24 protein-coding genes and 1 pseudogene are annotated in these 24,296 nt (G+C 45.8%); 23 read left to right on the top strand and 2 right to left on the bottom strand.

Translation table 11 applies throughout. The features are described 5' to 3' along the window. The first annotated feature begins 10 nt into the window (after window positions 1-10). From fliD to flhB, 21 genes and pseudogenes are all read left to right on the top strand, one after another. Window positions 11-1,999: a flagellar filament capping protein FliD gene (fliD, locus tag P4S58_RS10605; protein ID WP_337163937.1), complete on the top strand. Its 1,989-nt coding sequence runs from the start codon at window positions 11-13 to the stop codon at window positions 1,997-1,999. Between the two features lie 4 nt (window positions 2,000-2,003). Further along, window positions 2,004-2,309 carry a flagellar protein FliT gene (locus P4S58_RS10600; RefSeq protein ID WP_042484029.1) on the top strand — a complete coding sequence of 102 codons (306 nt, stop codon included), beginning with the start codon at window positions 2,004-2,006 and terminating at the stop codon, window positions 2,307-2,309. 11 nt (window positions 2,310-2,320) lie between these two features. After that, a complete protein-coding gene (fliS, locus tag P4S58_RS10595; protein WP_042484026.1) occupies window positions 2,321-2,731 on the top strand; it encodes a flagellar export chaperone FliS in 411 nt (136 codons plus the stop codon). A gap of 231 nt (window positions 2,732-2,962) precedes the next feature. Then, window positions 2,963-4,426 (top strand): sigma-54 dependent transcriptional regulator, encoded by a 1,464-nt coding sequence (locus P4S58_RS10590; protein WP_042484023.1) that lies wholly within the window; start codon window positions 2,963-2,965, stop codon window positions 4,424-4,426. Window positions 4,427-4,550: 124 nt separating this feature from the next. Then, window positions 4,551-5,603, top strand: a complete 1,053-nt coding sequence (locus P4S58_RS10585; RefSeq protein ID WP_042484020.1) for a sensor histidine kinase — start codon at window positions 4,551-4,553, stop codon at window positions 5,601-5,603. 2 nt (window positions 5,604-5,605) lie between these two features. After that, on the top strand, window positions 5,606-7,015 hold the full coding sequence (locus P4S58_RS10580; RefSeq protein ID WP_042484018.1) for a sigma-54-dependent transcriptional regulator: 1,410 nt from the start codon (window positions 5,606-5,608) through the stop codon (window positions 7,013-7,015). Between the two features lie 87 nt (window positions 7,016-7,102). Further along, window positions 7,103-7,414 (top strand): flagellar hook-basal body complex protein FliE, encoded by a 312-nt coding sequence (fliE, locus tag P4S58_RS10575; RefSeq protein WP_042484016.1) that lies wholly within the window; start codon window positions 7,103-7,105, stop codon window positions 7,412-7,414. Window positions 7,415-7,428: 14 nt separating this feature from the next. Beyond that, window positions 7,429-9,176, top strand: a pseudogene (fliF, locus tag P4S58_RS10570) (flagellar basal-body MS-ring/collar protein FliF). Continuing rightward, window positions 9,169-10,221 carry a flagellar motor switch protein FliG gene (gene fliG / locus P4S58_RS10565; RefSeq protein WP_042484012.1) on the top strand — a complete coding sequence of 351 codons (1,053 nt, stop codon included), beginning with the start codon at window positions 9,169-9,171 and terminating at the stop codon, window positions 10,219-10,221. Before fliF ends, fliG begins: the two are co-directional and overlap by 8 nt. A gap of 147 nt (window positions 10,222-10,368) precedes the next feature. After that, the gene (gene fliH / locus P4S58_RS10560; protein WP_042484010.1) at window positions 10,369-11,172 is read left to right on the top strand and encodes a flagellar assembly protein FliH; all 804 of its coding nucleotides are present in this window, start codon (window positions 10,369-10,371) and stop codon (window positions 11,170-11,172) included. Continuing rightward, window positions 11,172-12,494 (top strand): flagellar protein export ATPase FliI, encoded by a 1,323-nt coding sequence (gene fliI / locus P4S58_RS10555; RefSeq protein ID WP_042484008.1) that lies wholly within the window; start codon window positions 11,172-11,174, stop codon window positions 12,492-12,494. The genes fliH and fliI overlap by 1 nt, the downstream gene beginning before the upstream one ends. Window positions 12,495-12,501: 7 nt before the next feature. Then, on the top strand, window positions 12,502-12,948 hold the full coding sequence (gene fliJ, locus P4S58_RS10550; RefSeq protein ID WP_102963100.1) for a flagellar export protein FliJ: 447 nt from the start codon (window positions 12,502-12,504) through the stop codon (window positions 12,946-12,948). Between the two features lie 156 nt (window positions 12,949-13,104). Then, window positions 13,105-14,931, top strand: a complete 1,827-nt coding sequence (locus tag P4S58_RS10545; protein WP_337163927.1) for a flagellar hook-length control protein FliK — start codon at window positions 13,105-13,107, stop codon at window positions 14,929-14,931. Between the two features lie 43 nt (window positions 14,932-14,974). Next, window positions 14,975-15,469: a flagellar basal body-associated protein FliL gene (fliL, locus tag P4S58_RS10540; RefSeq protein ID WP_102967648.1), complete on the top strand. Its 495-nt coding sequence runs from the start codon at window positions 14,975-14,977 to the stop codon at window positions 15,467-15,469. Window positions 15,470-15,476: 7 nt separating this feature from the next. After that, entirely contained in the window at window positions 15,477-16,538 is a 1,062-nt protein-coding gene (gene fliM, locus P4S58_RS10535) for a flagellar motor switch protein FliM (RefSeq protein ID WP_042484000.1), read from the top strand. 17 nt (window positions 16,539-16,555) lie between these two features. Continuing rightward, complete coding sequence (gene fliN, locus P4S58_RS10530) at window positions 16,556-16,966, top strand: flagellar motor switch protein FliN (RefSeq protein ID WP_042483998.1); 411 nt, start codon at window positions 16,556-16,558, stop codon at window positions 16,964-16,966. A 4-nt stretch (window positions 16,967-16,970) separates the two neighbouring features. Beyond that, a complete protein-coding gene (gene fliO, locus P4S58_RS10525; protein WP_102952718.1) occupies window positions 16,971-17,360 on the top strand; it encodes a flagellar biosynthetic protein FliO in 390 nt (129 codons plus the stop codon). After that, window positions 17,338-18,237 (top strand): flagellar type III secretion system pore protein FliP, encoded by a 900-nt coding sequence (gene fliP / locus P4S58_RS10520; protein WP_042483992.1) that lies wholly within the window; start codon window positions 17,338-17,340, stop codon window positions 18,235-18,237. The genes fliO and fliP overlap by 23 nt, the downstream gene beginning before the upstream one ends. Window positions 18,238-18,249: 12 nt before the next feature. Further along, window positions 18,250-18,519, top strand: a complete 270-nt coding sequence (gene fliQ / locus P4S58_RS10515) for a flagellar biosynthesis protein FliQ (protein WP_042483989.1) — start codon at window positions 18,250-18,252, stop codon at window positions 18,517-18,519. Between the two features lie 8 nt (window positions 18,520-18,527). Continuing rightward, on the top strand, window positions 18,528-19,310 hold the full coding sequence (fliR, locus tag P4S58_RS10510; RefSeq protein ID WP_042483988.1) for a flagellar biosynthetic protein FliR: 783 nt from the start codon (window positions 18,528-18,530) through the stop codon (window positions 19,308-19,310). Between the two features lie 15 nt (window positions 19,311-19,325). Then, the gene (gene flhB / locus P4S58_RS10505; protein ID WP_102952719.1) at window positions 19,326-20,456 is read left to right on the top strand and encodes a flagellar biosynthesis protein FlhB; all 1,131 of its coding nucleotides are present in this window, start codon (window positions 19,326-19,328) and stop codon (window positions 20,454-20,456) included. Between the two features lie 120 nt (window positions 20,457-20,576). On the opposite strand, the gene smrB is transcribed toward flhB, so the two are convergent. Beyond that, window positions 20,577-21,131 (bottom strand): endonuclease SmrB, encoded by a 555-nt coding sequence (gene smrB / locus P4S58_RS10500; RefSeq protein WP_042483983.1) that lies wholly within the window; start codon window positions 21,129-21,131, stop codon window positions 20,577-20,579. 63 nt (window positions 21,132-21,194) lie between these two features. On the opposite strand from smrB, the gene prmB reads away from it, so the two are divergent. Continuing rightward, the gene (prmB, locus tag P4S58_RS10495) at window positions 21,195-22,127 is read left to right on the top strand and encodes a 50S ribosomal protein L3 N(5)-glutamine methyltransferase (protein WP_042483980.1); all 933 of its coding nucleotides are present in this window, start codon (window positions 21,195-21,197) and stop codon (window positions 22,125-22,127) included. A gap of 192 nt (window positions 22,128-22,319) precedes the next feature. Beyond that, on the top strand, window positions 22,320-23,405 hold the full coding sequence (aroC, locus tag P4S58_RS10490; protein WP_102952720.1) for a chorismate synthase: 1,086 nt from the start codon (window positions 22,320-22,322) through the stop codon (window positions 23,403-23,405). A gap of 94 nt (window positions 23,406-23,499) precedes the next feature. On the opposite strand, the gene P4S58_RS10485 is transcribed toward aroC, so the two are convergent. Continuing rightward, entirely contained in the window at window positions 23,500-24,123 is a 624-nt protein-coding gene (locus tag P4S58_RS10485) for a trimeric intracellular cation channel family protein (RefSeq protein ID WP_102940840.1), read from the bottom strand. Between the last annotated feature and the right edge of the window lie 173 nt (window positions 24,124-24,296).

Below are 24,296 nucleotides of genomic sequence, written 5' to 3'. Positions count from 1 at the left end.
AGGTGGTTGAATGAGTTTAGGCCCAATGGGGATGAACACTGGCTTTGATATAAATTCAATGGTCAGCAAAATTGTTAATTCGGAGCGTGTTCCCAAACAGCAACGAATTGACAATGAGCGCGTTGGTATTGATACCAGTATTAGTGCCTATGGCCGGCTCAGAGAGTCGCTGGATACGATGAAAAATCTGATGGCGAATTTTCGTCAGGAAAAGGCGTTCGCAGTTCGTTCTGTGGACACTTCTGATGATAACTCCGTCGTCGCGACAGCAACCACTGATGCCATCGCTGGTAAATACTCAGTAGATGTGTTGCAGCTTGCTCAGAGCCATAAAATTGCGTCTGATGTACTTCCTCAAGACGCAAAGTTTGGTCCGGGTAAGCTGCAAATTTCACTTGGCAAGAAAAGCTTCAATATAGAAGTAGAACCCCAATCTAAACTTATCGATATTGTTCGTAGCATCAATGGTGAAAAGAGTAACCCTGGTGTACGAGCTTCGGTGATCAATGACGTTGACGGACCTCGTTTAATCGTCGCCTCGAATATTTCCGGTGAAGAAAACCGAGTGACTATCTCGGCACAAGCACAAGAGGGTGATCCTCTTAAGTCTCTTGAATACAAAACATTAGAAGACCGCGTTAAAGATCTTGAAAAAGCGCGTGCTTCAGCGCAGCAACTGATTGCCCCTTTGACACCAGAGCAGCAAAAGATTGCCGCTAAAGTGGCAGAAAAAATCGGAAATGCCGCCAGAGAAATTGATGAATCGGTTGCCGCTCAAGTTCAGAAAGTGGCCAAAGATAGCAACGGTGTTGATAGCGATAGCGCCGAACTGTCTGATTCAGCCGTTAAAGCAGCCGCCAAAGTCGGGGCTGATGTCAACAAGTACCTAAAACCAGAAGAACGCATTCCTGGTTGGACAGAAACTGCATCGGGTACTTTGCTGGATTCTTATTATGAGCCAGAACCAGAGCTTGATGATAAAGCGATAGACAAATCAAAAGACGTTCCGGGTTGGACAAATACCGCTTCAGGAACCTTGGTGGATTCTTACGTTACGCCAAAAGAAGCGCAGGAAAAACTTGAACGCCAATTAGCGCAAGAGAAAGCGGATATCCGTGCCGCTGTACAAAATGGCAATATCTCTCCCGATGAAGCCAAAGCGATGGCGCGTGCAAAACTGACTCCAGAAGAGCGTGAATTGCTTGAAAAAGTTGAGTCGGTCAACGAGCAACTTAAAGCGGCACAAGCTTCTTTTGATGCCTATACCGGTATGACGGAAGTACAATCCGCGCAAGATTCTTTGGTCGTACTGGATGGTGTTGCCAAGCTTTCTAGTAAAAATAACGTGATTGAAAACGCAATTGAAGGTGTGGATTTAACTCTAAAAGGCAAAACAGACCGAAATCAACAGCCCACTGAAATCGATATTGAATACGATCGTAATAGCGTACGCCAAGACATAGAGCAGTTTGTGAATGCTTATAACCAGTTCTATCAGGTAACAAAAGAGCTTTCAGGTGTCGATCCCCGTACAGGGCAAGCTGGACCTCTAGCTGGTGATAGTGTGGTTCGCAGTGCCGATTCCCGTCTAAAATCGATTTTCTCTAGTAAAATTGAACAAGCACCTGAGACGCTACAAAGCTTAACTGAATTTGGTATCACGACTACGCGTCAAGGGACGATGGAGATCAACTATGATATGCTCGATCGTCAATTAAATAACAATTTCACCAAGCTGGGCGACTTTTTTGGCGGGAATCAGGGCTTTGCAAAAAAAGTCGAAGATGCCATTCAAGGTATGACCGGTGTGACAGGCGTTATTCGCAATCGTGAAAAGACACTCACAGAGCGTAATTACCGTTTAAATGACGATCAGGCTGCGCTTGACCGTAGAATGGATAGCTTGGAAAAACGGACTTTCGACAAATTCTCGGCCATGCAGGATGCCACTGGCAAAATGCAGTCTCAGTTAGCCGGTATGATGAACGCGCTAGGCTAATATGATGGATGAACAGCTGAAAGAGTTGGGTGATGTCGATAATCAAATTAAAGATTTATTGGCTCATGACGATATAAATGTTGAAGAAATTATTCAACTTGTCGATATAAGGGAACAGTTATTGCAGGGATTACTGACTGAAGTGTCAGAAAATCCGGCGCTAGGCAAATCCCAATGTTGGCGAGATGCTGTTCGAGATACACAACTACTTGTTGAACTGATGCAGTCAAAAACTCTGTTAATCGGTAAAGATTTACAAAAATTCCGTCACGGTAATAAATCGGTTCAGCAATACAAAAAGTTTTTATAAAGAGGAAGACTATGCGTGGTTCTTTGCAGGCGTACAAAAAAGTATCAGTGGATAGCCAGCTAAGTGCGGCCTCACCGCATAAGATTGTACAGATGTTAATGGCTGGCGCGATTGAACGTTTGATCCAAGGCAAGGCAGCAATGCTACAGGGCAACATCCCAGTTAAAGGCGAGCGCTTTGGTAAAGCTTTGGACATCATAATCAGCTTACGTAGCTGTTTATCTATGGATGATGGCGGTGAAATCGCACAAAACCTAGATCAGCTATACGAATTTATGATCACGCAAATTGCAGCGGCTAACCATCAGAACGATCCGCAGATAGTAGATGATGTGATCGATATTATTCGTGAAATTAAATCAGCATGGGATCAAATTCCTGCTGAATACCACAATCTGACTTCAAATGAAGTAGGTTTGTAAGTTATCTCTGAAAGTTTTAACAGAGCTCACACCTGCTAATTGCTTGGTTGCCTTATTTTTTTATCACATAGAATAGAAGCCATTAGATAGCCTAATGGCTTTTTTTGTTGCTGATTTTCACAGATTGACTATCGTATATTTAGCACTACTTAAAAGACTAATTCAGCCGAATACGATTCTTATTGTGTAAATACATCCAACTTTCCAGATTGAAGGCAAATATTCTCACCTATGCAAGGTTTAGCAAAATTGCTTGTGATTGAAGACGATCCGTCTATTCGTCTTAATCTCAGTATCATATTAGAATTTGTAGGAGAGCAGTGTGAGGTAGTTGAGTCTTCGCTGGCTGATCAAGTCAATTGGTCGGCAACGTGGACAGGGTGCATTCTTGGATCGTTGAAAGATCATAAACTATCAGAATCATTAGCCTCATCACTTGCAAGTGCAAATCACATACCTCTTTTAATGGCTGATAAGCAGCCGTACTCTTTGGAAGAGTTTCCTCAATTTGTTGGTGAGTTGGAGTTTCCTCTTAACTATCAGCAACTGAGCGAAGCACTTCGCCACTGCAAAGCATTTTTAGGTCGTCAGGGCATTAACGTTGTCGCGTCTGACCGCAAGAACACCCTATTTCGCAGTTTGGTCGGCCAGAGCAACGGTATCCAAGAGGTTCGCCATTTGATTGAACAAGTTTCTGGAACAGAAGCTAACGTATTGATTTTAGGTGAATCTGGTACAGGTAAAGAGGTTGTCGCAAGAAATATTCACTACCACTCACCGCGTCGTGGCGGTCCGTTTGTGCCAATTAACTGTGGTGCAATTCCTGCGGATTTATTGGAGAGTGAACTGTTTGGCCATGAAAAGGGCGCATTTACTGGAGCAATTACCGCTCGGAAAGGGCGTTTTGAACTGGCTGAAGGCGGCACACTATTCTTAGACGAAATCGGCGATATGCCGATGACCATGCAGGTAAAATTGCTGCGTGTATTGCAGGAGCGTTGCTTTGAAAGGGTTGGCGGCAACACCACGATTAAAGCCAATGTGCGAATTATCGCTGCAACACACCGTAATTTAGATAGCATGATAGAAGACCAGCGCTTCCGTGAAGATCTGTACTATCGCCTCAATGTCTTCCCAATCGAAATGCCTTCGCTAAAAGAGCGTAAAGAAGATATTCCTCTACTACTGCGTGAACTGATGACACGTATGGAAGCAGAAGGTGCTCAGCCTATCTGTTACACACCAAGAGCGATTAACTCTCTGATGGAGCATGATTGGCCGGGTAATGTTCGTGAGCTTGCAAACCTAGTTGAGCGTATGGTTATCCTGTATCCAAACAGTCTGGTCGATGTTAACCATCTACCTACTAAGTATCGTTACAGTGATATCCCTGAGTTTCAACCTGAGCCTAGCCGATTCAGCTCAGTAGAAGAGCAAGAGCGTGATGCTCTGGACAGCATTTTCTCAGAAAACTTCAGCTTAGATGCCTCTGACAATTTCAATGATGTTGATGTGCCACAAGCACTACCACCAGAAGGTGTAAACCTGAAGGAACTTCTGGCTGATTTAGAAGTGAGCCTGATCAACCAAGCTTTAGAAGCTCAAGGCGGTGTTGTTGCTCGTGCTGCAGATATGCTTGGAATGCGTCGAACTACCTTGGTTGAGAAGATGCGTAAGTACAATATGCAGCGCTAAAAAGCCATATTTCGAGCGAGTCAATTTATTGTCATTAAGATAAGTTATTGAAATATAAATACAATAGCCTGGCATGCATTTTGCGTGACAGGCTATTGTTGTATTGGAAGGCAGATTCTCGACGATGGTAGACCAAGTGCAAGAGCAGCATTCACATTTAGATTCTTTAGAAGACCAAGTAGAACGCTATAAGCAGGTTCTTGATGTTATGCCAGCAGGCGTGATTTTGTTGGATACTCAAGGGGTTGTGCGAGAGGCTAACCCTGAAGCGCAGCGAATTCTGGACGTTCCTCTTTTGGGTGAGCGCTGGTACGCGATTATTCAGATTGCGTTTGCTCCTCGCGAAGATGACGGTCACGAAATCTCACTGCGCAATGGCCGTAAAGTGCGCTTGGCAATTTCAGCTTCCAATACAGGCCAGCTCATTTTGATCACTGATTTGACAGAAACCCGCTTATTGCAGGCTCGGGTCAGTGATTTACAACGATTATCATCTTTAGGGCGAATGGTCGCTTCACTGGCTCATCAGGTGAGAACGCCGCTATCGAGTGCCATGCTCTATGCTTCTAATCTGGGCGCACCCAATTTACCTACGACAACCCGTGAGCGCTTTCAAAGTAAATTGATGGATCGTTTGTATGATTTGGAAAAGCAAGTCAATGATATGTTGCTGTTTGCTAAAGGCGGCGACAATAAAGTAGTAAAACCATTTTCAATTGCTGATCTGGTTGGGGAATTTTCTCCAATGGTCGAGACGGCTTTGAAAAACAACCAAATTGATTTTTGTCTCGAAGTGGAAGAGCAAGAGACAATGTTGCTGGGCAATGCGAATGCTATTGCTTCGGCATTGAGTAATTTAGTGATGAATGCGATTCAGATCGCTGGGAAAGAAGCACAAATAGATGTGTTCTTCCGACCAGTGAATGGAGAGCTAAAAATATCCGTTCAAGACAACGGCCCCGGCGTACCACCTGAGTTGCAAAGTAAGATTATGGAACCTTTCTTTACCACTCGCTCGCAGGGAACGGGTTTAGGCCTTGCGGTTGTACAGATGGTTTGTCGTGCACACGACGGACGATTAGAACTGATTTCTGAAGAGGGAGACGGGGCCTGTTTTACCGTTTGTATTCCCTTGCAGAATCACACTGATTCCACACACACAGAAACTGGAGAATGATGATGGCACAAAGCAAAGTCTTAATCGTTGAAGATGATGAAGGCCTACGCGAAGCCTTGGTAGACACCTTAGCACTGGCCGGTTATGAATGGCTGGAAGCTGACAGTGCTGAAGACGCTTTGGTGAAACTCAAAAACAATTCTGTGGATATTGTGGTTTCGGACGTACAAATGGGCGGTATGGGTGGTCTTGCTCTGCTACGCAACATCAAACAGCACTGGCCTAATTTGCCAGTATTGCTGATGACGGCTTATGCCAACATTGAAGATGCGGTTTCGGCAATGAAAGATGGTGCTATCGACTACATGGCTAAGCCATTTGCGCCAGAAGTATTGTTGAACATGGTAAGCCGATATGCGCCTGTAAAATCAGACGATAATGGTGATGCGGTTGTCGCTGATGAGAAAAGTTTAAAACTGTTGGCTCTGGCTGACAAAGTGGCGAAAACCGACGCTAACGTGATGATTTTAGGCCCTAGCGGTTCTGGTAAAGAAGTGATGTCTCGTTACATTCACAACGCTTCATTACGCAAAGATGGTCCTTTTATCGCCATCAACTGTGCAGCGATTCCAGACAATATGTTAGAAGCAACCTTATTCGGTTACGAAAAAGGTGCGTTTACCGGTGCAGTACAAGCGTGTCCGGGTAAATTTGAACAAGCTCAGGGTGGTACTATCTTGCTGGATGAAATCAGTGAGATGGATTTAAACCTTCAGGCCAAGTTATTGCGTGTTCTTCAAGAGCGTGAAGTGGAACGCTTAGGTAGCCGTAAGAGCATCAAACTCGACGTTCGTGTGCTTGCCACAAGTAACCGTGATTTGAAACAGTATGTGCAAGAAGGTAACTTCCGTGAAGACTTGTATTACCGTTTGAACGTTTTCCCAATCTCTTGGCCAGCTCTGAAAGATCGTAAAGCGGATATTGAACCGCTGGCGAACCACTTAGTGGAGCGTAACTGTAAGAAGTTGGGGATGCCTGTACCGAATCTTTCGACTTCCGCAGTGACTAAGCTACATGCCTATTCTTGGCCGGGTAACGTGCGAGAGTTAGATAACGTGGTACAGCGTGCTCTGATCCTGAGTGAAAATGGACACATTGATCAAGAACATATCTTACTTGAAGGCTTAGATTGGCAGGATGCTTCGAGCCTTCAGAAGTTAGTTGAAGGTGGCGAAACGGTGGCAACACCAGACATCAAACCTGTTGCTCAGGTGGACGTCGCTAAGATTTCGAACAGCAGTGCAGGCTTAGGCGGTGAGCTACGTGATCAAGAATTCGCGATCATTATGGAGACCTTGATTGAATGCAATGGTCGTCGTAAAGAGATGGCGGAAAAACTTGGTATTAGTCCGCGCACATTACGCTACAAGCTAGCAAAAATGCGTGATGCAGGTATGGACATTCCGGGCTAAATTCGCCGCATTTCAGAGTGGCACATAAATTGCTGCATTACTGAACAGAGATGAAGTTTAGTCAAAGTTCTGGCTTTTGAGGTAGTAATGAATATAAACGGTTTACAAAGCGAAATGCAGGCGATGATGGTAGAAGCTACCAATTCACGCCCAGCTCCAACAGGACAAAAAATTGGCGCTGATTTTGGTGATATGCTTTCAAACGCTATCAATAACGTAAATGGTTTACAGAAAACCTCAAGCGACCTTCAAATGCGCTTTGATCGTGGCGATGAAGGTGTCTCTCTATCTGATGTTATGATCGCCCGCAACAAATCGAGCGTGGCATTTGAAGCCACTATTCAGGTACGCAACAAGCTTGTTGAAGCGTACAAAGAACTGATGAACATGCCAGTTTAATAAAGGTGTGAATTGTGGCCGAGAATAAGCAAACAACCGATCTTACTTTAAGCGATAGCGGCGGTGACCATGCATTGATGTCGAGCTCCGACATGGACATGGGTACGCAAAACGTTGACGCTGAAGAAAAAGCTCCTCAAAAATGGACTTCTCTATGGGTGACTTGGACTTACTACGCCAAGTTGTCCTAGTTCTCTCTATCTCTATCTGTGTGGCCTTAATTGTGATGCTGTTCTTCTGGGTTAAAGAGCCAGAGATGCGTCCTTTAGGTGCTTATGACACACAAGAACTGATTCCCGTTCTTGATTACCTCGACCAGCAAAAACAAGACTATAAGTTAGACGGAAACACCATTCTGGTTCCTACTTCTGACTACAACAGTCTGAAATTAAATATGGTTCGTGCTGGTATGAATCAGGAACGCCACGAAGGTGATGAAATTCTGCTGCAAGACATGGGCTTCGGTGTTTCACAACGCTTAGAACAAGAGCGCTTGAAACTCAGCCGTGAGCGTCAGCTTGCCAAAGGCATTGAAGAGATGCGCCAAGTGAACAAAGCGCGCGTGCTTCTTGCCTTGCCAAAACAGAGTGTCTTCGTTCGTCAAAACCAAGAAGCGTCTGCGTCGGTGTTTTTGACACTGCGTACGGGTACCGACCTTAAACAAGGCGAAGTTGATTCTATTGTTGATATGGTCGCGAGCGCTGTTCCGGGAATGAAACCGACACGTGTCACCGTAACCGATCAACATGGTCGCCTACTTAGCTCTGGTTCACAGGATCCGGTAACGGCTGCTCGTCGTAAAGAGCAGGAAGCAGAGCGTAAGAAAGAGCAAGACTTACGTGAAAAAATTGATTCAGTGTTAATCCCGATTTTAGGTTTGGGTAACTATACCGCTCAGGTAGACGTTGAACTGGATTTCAGCGCGGTAGAGCAGACTCGCAAGCGTTTTGATCCAAATACACCTGCGACACGTAGTGAATACACCTTAGAAGATTACAACAACGGTAATGTGATTGCCGGTGTACCGGGCGCATTAAGTAACCAGCCACCTGCTGATGCATCCATTCCACAAGATGTGGCACAGATGAAAGATGGTTCGCTTATGGGGCAGGGTTCTGTTCATAAAGAAGCGACCCGTAACTTTGAGCTGGATACGACAATCAGCCATGAGCGTCGTCAAACTGGTGTAGTTAATCGCCAGACCGTGGCTGTTGCGGTTAAAAACCGAAGCAGCGTCAATTCTGAAACGGGTGAAGTCACTTATACCCCAGTCAGTGATAGCGAACTACAAGCCATTCGTCAGGTATTGGTTGGCGCGGTCGGTTTCAGTGAAAATCGCGGTGATTTGCTGAATGTATTAAGTATGAACTTTGCCGAACCTGAAGTTGAATCGATTGCTGATGTACCAATCTGGGAACATCCGAACTTCAACGACTGGATCCGTTGGTTGGCAAGTGCGGCAGTGATTATGGTTATCGTGTTGGTACTTGTTCGTCCTGCGATGAAGAAACTCCTCAATCCATCTGCGGATGACGATGATCAACTATACGGCCCAGATGGTCTACCTATCGGTATTGATGGTGAAACCAGCTTGATTGGCAGTGATATTGAAGGTGGTGAATTGTTTGAGTTTGGCTCTGGCATAGACTTACCGAATTTACATAAAGATGAGGATGTACTTAAAGCAGTACGTGCTCTGGTCGCCAACGAACCTGAGCTTGCAGCTCAAGTAGTTAAGAACTGGGTGGCTAACGATGCCTAATGAAATAGTAAAGCAAGACAACCGCGAGTTGACTGAATTAGAAAAAGAAATTGCTGATATTCCAGGTGAAGAGCGTGCAGCAATTTTGCTGCTGAGCCTCAATGAGGCAGACGCAGCGGCAATCATCCGTCACCTTGAACCGAAACAGGTTCAGCGTGTAGGTAGTGCAATGGCAAGGGCAAAAGACCTGAGCCAAGGTAAAGTCACTGCCGTACACCGCGCGTTTTTGGAAGATATTCAGAAATACACCAATATCGGTATGGGCAGCGAAGACTTTATGCGCAAAGCGCTGGTTGCTGCACTGGGTGAAGATAAAGCGAACAACTTGGTTGACCAAATTCTACTGGGCACTGGCTCGAAAGGTCTGGACTCATTGAAATGGATGGATCCTCGTCAGGTGGCGAGCATCATCGTCAACGAGCACCCACAAATTCAGACTATCGTATTGTCTTACCTAGACCCAGATCAGTCTGCAGAAATTCTGGCGCAGTTTGCTGAGCGTGACCGTCTAGACTTAATGATGCGTATTGCTAACCTTGAAGAAGTCCAACCTTCAGCACTGGCTGAGTTGAATGAAATCATGGAGAAACAGTTCGCAGGTCAGGCTGGTGCACAAGCAGCGAAGATAGGTGGCTTGAAAGCTGCGGCAGATATCATGAACTACCTCGACAACAATATCGAGGGAGCGCTTATGGATCAGATGCGCGACCAAGACGAAGATTTGGCTACCCAAATTCAAGACCTTATGTTTGTGTTCGAGAACTTGGTCGAAGTCGACGACCAAGGTATTCAGAAATTGCTGCGTGACGTTCCTCAAGATGTTCTGCAGAAAGCACTTAAAGGTGCAGATGACACGTTACGAGATAAGATCTTCAAGAACATGTCTAAACGTGCTGCTGAACTGATGAAAGATGACTTGGAGGCAATGCCACCAATCAAAGTTTCCGATGTGGAAACAGCGCAGAAAGAGATTCTTGCTATTGCCCGACGTATGGCTGACAACGGTGAGCTGATACTGGGTGGTGGTGCAGACGAGTTCTTATAAAACGAATGGTCGCTGAAATACCATTGACGAAAATATCGGTTTTGTAAAAACAGGTCTTCTTAATTTAGGACTGTTGTTCAGACAAGATAACAGCCCATAAGGCCAGCTTAATCAGCCGGCCTTTTTTATCTTTAGATAGGAAATATGATGTCAGGTGAAAGAAAGCGCGGTTTTATCCGTCTCGATTCTGATGAAACTGTTGAACAGGCGAAAAAGTGGGGTCTGCCGGACTACACGTCTGAGGCTCACAAGAAAGCAAAGGAAACGGCGCTTAATTATGATCCGAGCTGGATTCCGAGTTTCGATGAACCTGAAGCAGAAGAGCCTGCAATTCTTACTGAAGAAGAAATTGAATTAATTAAACAAGCCGCCTATCAGGAAGGTATTGAGCAAGGGAAGGCGGAAGGTTATCAGGAAGGTTTCCAACTGGGCCAAGAAGCTGGCCATAAAGTGGGGCAGGAAGAGGGCTTTCAAGCGGGCAGCGCGGAAGGATTGGAAGCCGGGCAACAAATTGTTCAAGAGCATGTTCAAATCTTTATGAGTCTTGCGAACCAGTTTGCACAACCCCTTGAACTGATGAATGCACAGGTTGAGAAACAACTGGTCGACATGGTGCTGTCACTGGTGAAAGAAGTGGTGCACGTAGAAGTGCAGACCAATTCGCAAATCATTCTCGACACTGTGAAAGCGTCTGTTGAAGCGCTGCCGATTGCCGGCCATGCCATCACGCTGAAATTACATCCTGAAGACTGCGAAATCATCAAGCAGGCTTATGGCGAAAATGAATTGGATACCCGTAACTGGACGCTCGTTAGCGAACCGGCTTTAAGTCGTGGCGATGTTCAAATTGAAGCGGGCGAATCAAGTGTTAATTACCGAATGGAAGACAGAGTTCGCAGTGTATTGCAGAGCTTCTGTGGCACGAACCGACATCAACAGGGCAACGAATAATGCTTCAACTGGCTGATAGACTCTCACAATACAAAGTCCAAGGACTTACAAGTCGCCCGATTGCCTCTGGTAAGTTGGTGAGAGTGGTTGGTTTAACTCTAGAAGCCACGGGATGCCGTGCGCCTATTGGCAGTCTGTGCAGCGTTGAAACTATGTCAGGCTCTATGGAAGCAGAGGTTGTGGGTTTTTCTGGCGACCGACTGTTTTTAATGCCGAGCGAACAAATTACCGGTGTCCTGCCGGGGGCGAAAGTTACCCCTCTGACGGTAGAAGCGGGTTTACCCGTTGGAATGGAATTGCTTGGTCGCGTCATTGACGGTGTGGGAAATCCTCTCGATGGGCTCGGCCCGATCTACACCGACCAAAAAGCTTCATTTAATGCCGACCCAATCAACCCTTTAGCACGTAAACCTATCAGTGAACCACTGGATGTCGGCATCAAAGCGATTAATGGTCTTTTGACGGTCGGAAAAGGCCAGCGTATCGGCCTATTTGCAGGTTCTGGTGTTGGTAAATCGGTGACTTTGGGCATGATGACCCGAGGCACAACCGCGCAAGTTGTGGTGGTTGGGCTCATCGGTGAACGTGGCCGAGAGGTTAAAGAATTTATCGAAGAAATTTTAGGTGTTGATGGCAGACAACGTTCGGTAGTTGTCGCAGCACCCGCGGATTCATCACCGTTGATGCGCTTAAAAGGGTGTCAAACTGCGCTGACTATAGCGGAATACTTTCGTGACCAAGGTCTGGACGTATTGTTGCTAATGGATTCGTTAACCCGTTTTGCTCAAGCTCAACGTGAAATAGCCTTGTCAGTGGGTGAACCACCGGCAACCAAAGGCTATCCGCCTTCCGTGTTTGCTAAGTTGCCTGCATTGGTTGAACGAGCGGGTAACGGCGGTCCTCATCAGGGTTCTATCACTGCATTCTTTACGGTTTTAACCGAAGGGGATGATTTGCAAGATCCTATTGCCGACGCTTCTCGCGCTATTCTCGATGGTCACATCGTTCTGTCTCGTGAAATGGCTGATGCTGGTCATTATCCGGCAATTGATGTGGAGAAATCGGTCAGTCGTGTTATGCCGCAAATCACCACTGATGAGCATATATTGATGTCGAAAGCGGTACGTCAGATATTGTCTACTTGTCGTAAAAACCAAGATCTTGTTTCGATTGGAGCCTATAAGCCGGGTACAGACACGGCGATAGATAGCGCCTTCACTCTGAAACCAAAACTGGATGGTTTCTTACAGCAAACCATGAAAGAGTCAGTGCCTTACGATATGTGTATCAGCATGCTTAAAAATGTGCTCAGTGTGGGATAACAGTTGAATGGATAATGCTCTGGAATTCCTGCTTGAACAGGCGAAAAGTAAAGAAGATAAAGCGGTGATGGCGTTGGGCAAAGCTCGTCGTGAACTTGAAGACTATTATCAACAGCTTAAACAGATTGAGCAATATCGCTTGGATTACTGTCAGCAGCTTGTCTCTCGCGGTCAAGCAGGATTAACCGCCAGTCAGTATGGACACTTGAATCGTTTCTTAACTCAGTTAGATGAAACCTTATCAAAGCAGCGTCAAGCTGAGCAGCACTTCAAAACGCAAGTAGAGAGCTGTGAGTCTTATTGGTTGGATGTCCGTAAGCAACGCCGTTCTTACGAATGGCTGATTGAGAAAAAGCAGACTGAACATCAGCGCTTGCAAGAGAAACGAGATCAGAAAATGATGGATGAGTTTTCGACTATCAACTTCAATCGTCGCCGTACCAACACTCTGTAGAGCTCATTTTTAATCGTAGAGAATATCTGACGGTTGGCTCGTTTTTTGCAATTATTAATACAATTTTAACGCGAACAGATTAGCAACCCTTTGCCAGCGGGCTATTCCCGTCTAGAGCGGCAAAGGTTTGCAGTGATTAATGCGAGTGAGCTGTGTATGAATGTCAATTTAACTCCTTCAGTAGAGACTTCTAAAGTTACCAATGTGACTAAGTCTGCCCCTGCGCAGGATTTAGTCAGCGGTGACAGCGGAGAATCAAAAGGCTTTTTGGAAAGACTGGCTTCACTGCTGCTTGGTAAAAGTGATGCACCCGCTTCCAGTGATAGCGCTTCAGAGGCAAAAGAAGTGAAATCCGTAGAGGGCGCTGAAGTGAAAGCAACCAGCACTGATGAGCTTTTAAGCCAAGGTGATGATGACGTTGCGGTTAAAGCTGAAAACGGTTCTGAGGTTTCCGTTGAGCCAAAGTTGGTCGCGGATGAGAGCGTGGAGGTTTCTGAAAACCTCAAGCGTTTCATTGCTTCTGAAGAGCCTGAACAAGCAGAGTTAAAAGCAAAAACAGCGAAAGCGATGGATGAAGGCGACAAGATACTAGGCCGCTTGCAAGAGGCAAATCAGACGCTGGTAAAAAATGATGGCAAGGCTTTGCCACATGAAAAAGAAGCCGAGCTTTCTGAGAAATCTGTACAATCTGAAAAAATGCAAAGTGGTGCTGATTCAGAACTCGATCCAGAGCTGGTCGCTCAGTTGAATTCGACTCACCCTCAAGCGAAGCAGTTACAACAAGAGCCGTCGCTGAAGCATGCTGACAGTGAGGGCGAAGTGCTGATCGCGCCAGAAACAAACGCAAAAGAGATCAAAGCACTCAGTGACAGTGAACAAGCCGCTATCTTGGCTAAACAATCTAAGCTCACTGGGGCAAATGTTGCAAATCAAGATATTATGGTCGCTCAAGGCTCTAACGTTTCACAAAACGCTAATGTTTCACAACCAGTTGTAGACGCTCAGGATCCTTCAGCGTCGCAAGATACTTTGGTTTCAAAAGAAGCGGTAGCATCGGTCGCACCTGCGGCGATTCCTTGGGGGAACAATAATACTGAAGCTGCAAGTGTAGCGGCGGAGATAAACAATCTCGCTGAAGGTAAGGTTGCGGCGAAATCCGTAGCGCATGCAGCAGTATCACAAGCTTTGTCTCAAGGCGCACAGAATCCGCAAGCCATGTTAAGCCAAGCTGATAAAGCAATGATGGCGCAATCTCAGGTGCCTATCCATGCTGAAGCTCAAGTACAGTTACCGCAAGCTAACGCACAGGCTAATCCAATGTTGGCTGGCGCGATGGCAAATCAAATTGACCCGACGGTTAATCAAGCTGCTCTTAAAGCTGGCTTAGGTGCCAAAGCGTTAAATGCCTTGATGGAAGGAAATAAACACAGCGATGGTGCCGATTCACATTTGGCACAGCAACTTTCTGCGGTGGCGGGTCAGCAGGGATTAAATAGCCCTCAAAGTTTACGCAGTGAGCCTCTACAAGCAGCCCAACAAAACGTACCTTTGCAGTTGTCTAGAGGTGATATGGCGGCAGAGCAGATGGCTGAACGTGTACAAGTGATGCTGTCTAAGAACTTGAAGAATATCGATATCCGCCTTGATCCGCCAGAGCTGGGCCGTATGCATATTCGTATGAACATGAATGGCGATGGCGCCACAGTGCATTTTACCGTGGCTAACCAACAAGCTCGTGATGCTCTTGAGCAATCTATGCCAAGATTGCGTGAAATGCTGAATAACCAAGGTGTTCAGTTGGGCGATACTTCTGTTCAGCAACAAAGTTCGGGTCAGCAGCAGCGCTATGCGGCAAGTGGCGATGGTTCGGGTGGTCAATCTGCGAGCGGTGATAACCGACAAAGTGAAGAAAACCTTGATACAAACGTCAAACTTGATTTGAATGTGGCTGCAAAGCGTGATGGAATCAGTTATTACGCTTAAACTAAGTAAATCTTAATTAAAAAATAACAACATAGAGAACGTTATGGCTGTTGAAGAACTCCCAGCAGAAGCTCCGAAAGGTAAAAAGAAACTACTGATCATCATTATTGCTGTCGTTGTGTTGTTAATCGGCGGTGTCGCAGCCTTTTTCCTTATGGGCTCTGACGATTCAAGCCCAGATAGCGATATGAGCGCTAGCCAAACTTCCGCTCAGGTTGAACCGGTATCTTATGTAAACATTGCTCAGCCGTTTGTGTTTAACGTAACCAGTGATACCCGTAATCGCGTGGTACAGATTAAAGTACAGCTCATGGTTAGAGGCAGCGAAAACGACAATCTTGCTCGTTATCACTCACCTCTGATTGAAAGTACATTGCTTGCAACATTTGCCTCTGCAACGGTTGAGCAATTGCGAGAAGTAACAGGCCGTATTGAGTTACGTGATAAAGCGACCGACGACATTAAAGCCGTAATGACGAAAGTGGTTGGTAAACCAGTCATTGAACGTGTGTTGTTTACTGATTTTGTAATGCAGTAGGTGAAGTGTGACCGATCTATTAAGCCAAGACGAAATTGATGCGCTACTCCACGGGGTAGATAGCGTTGACGAAGTAGAAGAAAATCTCGACACTGCGGACGAAAGTGCCATCTCGTTCGACTTCTCGTCACAAGATCGTATTGTTCGTGGTCGAATGCCAACGCTCGAACTTATCAACGAGCGTTTTGCCCGTCATATGCGGATCAGTTTATTCAACATGTTGCGAAAAACCGCCGAAGTTTCGATCAACGGCGTGCAAATGATGAAGTTCGGCGAATATCAAAACACCCTTTACGTTCCTACCAGTTTGAACATGGTTCGTTTCCGTCCGCTTAAAGGTACGGCGCTTGTGACCATGGAAGCTCGTCTTGTTTTCATCTTAGTAGAAAACTTCTTTGGTGGTGATGGACGCTATCATGCGCGTATCGAAGGGCGTGAGTTCACGCCGACTGAGCGTCGTGTTACTCAGCTACTGCTTAAAATCGTATTTGGCGATTACAAAGAAGCTTGGTCTCCGGTGATGGGGGTTGAATTTGAATACTTGGATTCTGAAGTAAACCCAAGTATGGCGAACATTGTCAGCCCGACAGAAGTGATTGTCGTCAGTTCATTCCATATTGAAGTGGATGGTGGCGGCGGTGATTTCCACGTTGTTATGCCTTATTCGATGGTTGAACCTATCCGAGAACTTCTCGATGCGGGTGTTCAGTCAGACAAGATGGAAACCGACGTTCGTTGGAGCTCGGCGCTTCGCGAAGAGATCATGGATGTGCCTGTTAACTTCCGAGTGAATTTATTAGAACAAGATATTGCGTTACGTGATCTTATGGAGCTTCAGGCAGGGGATATCATCCCAATTAAGATGCCTGAACACGCCGTAATGTTTGTTGAGGAATTGCCAACCTACCGCGTCAAAATGGGACGCTCGGGTGAAAAAATGGCAGTTCAGATTTCAGAAAAAATTAGACGTCCTGATGTTGTCAAAACTGACCTCGCATTTCTTGGCAAAGACATTATTGCCGAGTTAGATGACGAGGAAGATGAAGACGACGAAGAGTTGATTGATTAAGGAAATAGGTAGCCTAGATGTCAAAGTCAGATGATCAAAAGCTTGCAGATGAGTGGGCAGCAGCCCTTGGCGAAGATCCAAACGCGCCAGATATAGATGTTGATGAAATTTTAGCGGCACCTTTGGATGAGTTAAAAGACACCACATCACCAATCACGGATGATGAGCGTCGTAAGCTTGATACCATCATGGATATTCCCGTGACCATCTCAATGGAAGTCGGCCGCTCTAAAATCAGTATCCGTAACTTACTGCAACTCAACCAAGGTTCTGTTGTGGAGCTTGACCGCATTGCTGGTGAGTCATTAGATGTGATGGTTAATGGCACCCTGATTGCTCACGGCGAAGTGGTTGTGGTCAACGATAAGTTCGGTATTCGTTTAACTGACGTTATTAGTCAAACAGAACGTATTAAGAAATTGAGATAACATTATGCGCAAATTCATAGTGTTATCTTTGGTTGCTAGCCCTGCGCTGGCAGCCCAAAGCGACCAGTTCGATATAGCGACTACATTAGGGTCGCTATTGTTCGTTATAGCCATCATCATTGGTATGGCTTGGTTACTTAAACGGATGCGAGTTCCTGCATTTGGTCAGCAAAAGGGCTTGAGCGTCGTTCGCCAGTTACCGATTGGCACCAAAGAGCGTTTGATGATAGTACAAGCGGGAGAGGAGCAATTTCTGATTGGCGTTACATCTCAGTCAGTTCAGTTGATCTCTAAATTGGAAACTCCATTGACTCAGGAGGAGCTAGAGTCGGTACCATTTTCTAACACTTTGACTCAGCTACTAAAAAAGAATGATAAAAACACACCTGTTTGATGTGTTGCGCAATCTATGGGCTCGCTTAGCGCTTATTGTCTGGGTGAGCGCTTTGGTATTTACGCCGTTAGCTTATGCGCAACAAGAGCTGGAAACACCTATCCCTTCAACGGCTGCGGGTGCACAGAATGTTACTGTGACTGCGATGCAAAAAGACCAAGGTGCTTCGCGTACTATCGCTATGGGTAGCAGCAGTGGCGGTGCGGGAATTCCCGCTTTTACCATGACCACCAATCCGGATGGCAGCGAAGATTACTCGATAAACTTACAAATTTTAGCCTTAATGACCATGCTGGGCTTTTTGCCTGCCATGGTCATTTTGATGACTTCCTTTACCCGAATTGTGGTGGTGATGTCGATTCTTCGTCAGGCGATGGGTTTGCAGCAAACGCCATCAAACCAAGTCATCATTGGTATCGCAATCTTTTTGACCTTCTTCATCATGTCTCCGGTAATTAATAAGATTAACGAAGAGGCGGTTCAGCCTTATTTGAATGAACAGATGACCGCAAGAGAGGCGTTTGATACCGCTCAAATACCGATGAAGGATTTCATGCTCAAACAGACACGTGTGAAAGATTTGGAAACCTTCGTCAACATATCGGGCTCTGATGCGCAAAACCCAGAAGATGTCTCTATGGCGGTATTGATTCCAGCGTTTATTACTTCTGAGCTGAAAACCGCTTTCCAGATTGGCTTTATGCTGTTTTTGCCATTTCTGATTATCGACCTTGTTGTGGCATCGGTACTGATGGCAATGGGTATGATGATGTTGTCACCGATGATCGTATCGCTGCCATTTAAATTGATGTTGTTTGTGTTGGTTGATGGATGGAACTTGATTCTCTCCACACTCGCCGGCAGTTTTGCGTTGTAGCGGGAGAAAAGCATGACACCTGAAATATTTGTTGAACTCTTTCGTGACGCGTTATGGATGGTACTCATTATGGTGTGTGCCATCATCATTCCGAGTCTGCTGGTGGGTCTGGTTGTCGCAATTTTTCAGGCTGCTACGTCAATCAACGAACAGACGCTGAGCTTTTTGCCGCGTTTGATCGTCACACTGCTGGCTTTGATGGCATTTGCTCACTGGATGGTGCAAATGCAGATGGATTTCTTTTATTCCATGATTGAGCGTTTGCCTCAGGTTCTCTACTAGGAGCAAACATGGAGTATCCAGCCACCGTCGTCCTTGATTTTATCGCCAATTATTTTTGGCCATATACGCGCATCTCCGCGATGCTGATGGTAATGACGGTAACGGGTGCTCGATTTGTTTCTGCACGAATCCGTCTCTATTTCGGCTTAGCCTTAACCTTAGCGCTTATGCCCGCTATTCCAGCGGTACCGGACAACATTCAACTGCTTTCTCTTCAAGGGTTTATGATTACTTTGGAGCAGTTGGTCATTGGTGTCTCCATGGGGATGGTAACGCAGTTTATTATTCAAACTTTCGTTATGCTCGGCCAGATTCTTGGTATGCAATCGAGCTTAGGTTTCGCATCCATGGTGGACCCTGCCAACGGTCAGAATACGCCGTTGCTTGGTCAGTTGTTCATGTTCTTAGCCACTATGTTCTTTCTTGCCAGTGATGGGCATTTAAAGATGATTCAATTGCTGGCGTTTAGCTTTAAAAGCTTACCCATTGGAGAGCCGGGGCTAAACAATTTAGATTTCCAGCAGATGGCACTCTGGTTCGGGACTATATTTAAAGTTGCGTTAAGTATGTCGCTGTCCGGCATCATCGCGTTGTTGACGGTGAACTTGTCATTTGGTGTTATGACCCGTGCTGCACCGCAGTTGAACATTTTCTCTTTGGGTTTTGCGTTTGCCTTGATGGTCGGCTTACTGCTTTGTTGGTTTATCATCAGTGGTCTTTATACTCATTACGAACTCTATTGGTTGCAAGGCGAGCAACAGGTTTGCAGCCTTATCCGATTAGATTGTTAGCTTTAGGAGGCTGAGTTGGCAGAATCAGACGGTCAAGAAAGGACCGAAGACGCCACGCCCAGAAGGCTGCAACAGGCCAAAGAAAAAGGTCAGGTTGCGCGTTCGAAGGAGCTGGCTTCTGTATCGGTATTAGTGGTTGGCGCAGTGTCTCTGATGTGGTTCGGAGATGCGTTAGCAGGCGGACTTTTTGCCTCAATGCGACGTTTGTTTAGTTTGAGCCGAGAGGAGATTTTCGATCTCGGCAAACTGTTTGATATCGCGTCATCGGCTCTCGTTAATCTTCTTCTCCCGCTTTTGCTGGTGCTTATTACACTGTTTATTGCTGCTTTTATTGGCGCTGCTGGCGTAGGCGGTGTGAATTTCTCTGTGGAAGCGGCAATGCCAAAATTTTCGAAACTGAATCCACTCAGTGGCTTCAAGCGAATGTTTGGTTTGCAAAGCTGGGTTGAGCTGATCAAGTCGATATTAAAGGTTTCTTTAGTCGCCGGAGTGGCGTTTACCTTAATTGACCGCTCTAAGCACGATCTGTTTCAGCTAAGCCTAGATGTGTTCCCGCAGAATATTTTTCATGCGTTGGATATCTTGCTTAACTTCGTCCTGCTGATTAGCTGCTCATTGCTGGTGGTTGTCGCGATTGATATTCCTTTCCAGATTTGGCAACACGCTAACCAGTTGAAAATGACCAAACAAGAAGTGAAAGATGAGTACAAAGATACGGAAGGTAAACCGGAAGTTAAGGGCCGTATCCGAATGTTGCAACGTGAAGCTGCTCAGCGCCGTATGATGGCAGAAGTACCACAAGCCGACGTTATCATTACCAACCCGGATCACTTCTCTGTTGCATTGCGATATAAGCAAAATACTGATAGGGCACCGGTGGTGGTCGCTAAAGGTGTTGATCATATGGCTCTGAAAATTCGTGAAGTGGCGCGAGAGCATAGCATAATGATTGTTCCTGCTCCGCCATTGGCGCGTGCCTTATACCATACCACTGAATTAGAACAGGAAATTCCAGACGGTTTGTTCGTGGCGGTGGCTCAGGTTCTGGCTTACATTTTCCAGCTTAAACAATATCGCCGTAGAGGCGGTCAGCGTCCGATACTGCAAGAAGAGAAGATGCCAATTCCGCCGGATATGCGTTATTAGCGGGATGGAAACCTCAATGGGTAAAGCAACACAAAGCACTCAACATATCGAATGAGCTTAAACTAGGGCATTTATGCCTTAGTATCTTTGTTGCACTTTATCCATTGAGACTCAATGTGATTACTTTTCTGGGATAGAAATCAATACCAGCAGTGCACCAGCGCCGCCAAACTCTAGTGGCGCTTGATGGAATGCCATTACGTCAGGGTGCTGTGCCAACCACAACGGCACTTTTTGCTTCAGGATATGTTTACCGATACCGTGCTGTACACAAGCAGTATGTACACTCTCTTTTACGCAGTAAGCGATCATAGCCCCAAGTTCACGTTTGGCTTCTTGTTGAGTCATGCCGTGCATATCTAAGAACACATCCGGTACGTAGACACCACGACGCAGTTTTTTCACTTCATATTTAGAAACGTCATCGCGAGCGTAGCGAGTTGGACCTTCTTCGCTGAGTAGAGGTACAAACTCGTCAGAGAAGTAAAAATTACTGTCGCTTGCTTCACGTGAACCTTTGATGATTTCTTTTTGTTTAGCATTTCTGTTTGGCTGTTGGACTATGGTATCCTGCGTTAACTTTTTTACGCCCTTTACTGCATCGCGAAACATTGCAAAATCATCGTCAGCGTCTAAATAATCATTGTCGTTGTAATCGGTGTCTTTTTTGCTCATTAGAATTGGTTAATCAGTTACTAATCAATATTCGCAGTATTGTAGCGCTTTTCGGAGGCAATTTTGGATAAGATTTTTGTAGAAGAAGCCGTTTCGGAACTTCACACCCTTCAGGATATGATTCGTTGGACGGTTAGCCGTTTTAATGCAGCCAATTTATTTTATGGTCATGGAACGGATAATGCGTGGGATGAAGCGGTGCAACTTGTGCTGCCAACCCTATATCTGCCGATCGACGTGCCTCCTCATGCTTTGAACTCTCGCTTAACATCTAGCGAGCGTTTACGTATTGTTGAACGTGTTATCACACGTATTAAAGACCGCACTCCAACCGCTTATTTAACCAATAAAGCGTGGTTCTGTGGGTTAGAGTTCTTCGTCGATGAACGTGTACTTGTACCTCGTTCGCCAATTGGTGAACTGATTCAAGCGCAATTCTCACCTTGGCTTGTTGAAGAGCCAACTCGCATTATGGATCTGTGTACCGGTAGTGGTTGTATTGCGATTGCCTGTGCGTATGCATTCCCTGAAGCGGAAGTGGACGCGATTGATATTTCGACAGACGCCTTAGCGGTTGCAGAGCAAAACATTCAAGATCATGGTCTTGAACAGCAAGTGTTCCCGATTCGTTCGGATCTGTTCCGTGATTTACCAGAATCACAATACGACATTATCGTTTCTAACCCACCGTATGTAGATCAGGAAGATATGGATAGCTTGCCAGCGGAGTTCAAACATGAACCTGCTCTAGGCCTTGCTGCAGGTACCGATGGCTTGAAACTGGTTCGTCGTATTCTTGCGAATGCACCACGTTACCTATCAGAAAACGGTATCTTGATTTGTGAAGTGGGCAACTCGATGATTCATATGATGGATCAGTACCCACACATTCCATTCACTTGGTTAGAGTTTGAAAATGGCGGTCACGGCGTGTTTATGCTCACACGTCAGCAACTGCTCGAATGTGCCTCAGATTTCGCACTTTATATCGATTAATTTCGAACTCTCGCAAAGCGCCGACCTTAGTGTCGGCGTTTTCATTTTTGGGCTGGCTATTTTTGTCCAATTTGATGCGGTTAAGGGCTTTACATCAAAACGTAATAAAGCCACTATGAATCCACGAAGAATAGCTATCAGTATGTTGGAAGTGGTTCGTTCCTACTTTCAACGCACTAATTTGAGGAAGTAATGGCAGGAAACAGTATCGGACAACATTTCCGAGTAACCACGTTCGGAGAAAGTCACGGTATCGCACTTGGATGTATCGTAGACGGATGCCCTCCGGGACTTGAGATTAGCGAGGCGGATTTACAACTCGACCTAGACCGTCGCCGCCCGGGCACATCTCGTTATACCACTCAGCGCCGTGAACCGGATGAAGTGAAAATTCTTTCTGGGGTTTTTGAAGGAAAAACCACAGGAACGTCGATTGGATTACTGATTGAAAATACCGATCAGCGTTCAAAAGATTATTCAGAAATCAAAGATAAATTCCGCCCAGGGCACGCTGACTACACCTACCATCAAAAGTACGGCATTCGTGATTACCGTGGTGGTGGCCGTTCGTCTGCTCGTGAAACGGCAATGCGCGTTGCTGCTGGTGGTATTGCGAAGAAATATCTGAAGCAAGAATTTGGTGTTGAGATCCGTGCTTACTTATCACAAATGGGTGATATCTCGATTGATAAAGTGGATTGGAATGAAATCGAAAACAACGCTTTCTTCTGTCCAGATGTCGATAAAGTGGAAGCATTCGACCAACTGATTCGTGACCTGAAAAAAGAAGGTGATTCTATCGGTGCCAAAATACAGGTGGTTGCAACCAATCTGCCTGTCGGTTTAGGTGAGCCGGTATTTGATCGCTTAGATGCAGACATCGCACATGCTTTGATGAGCATTAACGCGGTGAAAGGTGTCGAAATCGGTGATGGTTTTGATGTGGTCAATCAACGTGGCAGTGAGCACCGTGACCCACTTTCTCCGGAAGGTTTTAAGAGCAACCACGCTGGCGGTATCTTAGGTGGCATTTCTACGGGACAAGACATTGTCGCGAACATTGCACTTAAACCAACATCGAGCATTACGGTTCCGGGTGACACAATCACTCGCGCTGGTGAGCCAACGCAACTGATTACGAAAGGTCGTCATGACCCATGTGTTGGTATTCGCGCGGTGCCAATCGCTGAAGCTATGCTGGCGATTGTGTTGATGGATCATCTGTTACGTCATCGTGGTCAGAACCACGGTGTAACAACAGAGACACCACACATCTAATCTTGTATTTATGAATGAAAAACGCCCTCACTTGAGGGCGTTTTGTTTTGCATTACGAGTAAAAACTAAACTGGTTTGGTTTGCTTATTCCAGTTCAGTGAATCGAGTTTTCAGCTTCAAGGTGAAAAGACGGTAAACGCCATTTAAAACGCACCGCAGCCATGCGTAGCAGGTAACCGACCACTAAAGTAATGATGGTGCTGGTCACATCATTCACCCCAAATTTTAATAATGCTAAATAGAGCACTGAGGCGACAAGTGCCACGGAAGCATACAGTTCGTCATGCAATACCAAAGGTTGTTGGCGACAAATCAGATCACGCAGCAAACCGCCAAATACACCAGTTACCAGCGCGGACACCACACAGATTACTTCATGCAGCCCCATGCCCATTGCCACTTTGGTGCCGATAATACTGAATACAATTAAACCCAGAGCATCTAAGCGAATAAACAGACCTTTCAGCTTGATCACCCATTTGTAAATACCGGTTGTCACAACACCCGCAACGCAGGTAATCACAAGAAATTCTGGATTCTCTACCCAGCCTAGAGGGTAATGACCCAGCAAAATATCACGTACGGTTCCGCCACCAATAGCTGTAGCGCTGGCGACTAACATGACACCAAACCAATCCATCTTTTTGCGACCAGCGCTGAGGGCACCAGTCATGGCTTCCGCTGTAATCCCGATAATGTACAAAACGCTGAGCAGCATAGTATTACACCTATAAATGATTGTTTGTTGAGAGTCGTGATGAATCAGGGGCTGAGAAAGGTGCGCAGTGTAGTATCAGATGAAACGGAATACGACCGCTTTTTGGCGTTTTGACATCAGTTTTACAGATAAATAAAACTAATACATTCATTCCTGCACTTTACCTCAGAGCA

It is taken from the genome of Vibrio sp. Hal054, from assembly GCF_037162405.1.
GTDB classification, from domain to species: Bacteria; Pseudomonadota; Gammaproteobacteria; order Enterobacterales; family Vibrionaceae; genus Vibrio; species Vibrio diazotrophicus.
The sequence above is the reverse complement of the archived record's forward strand: the minus strand, read 5'-3'. Positions and strand labels throughout refer to the sequence as shown.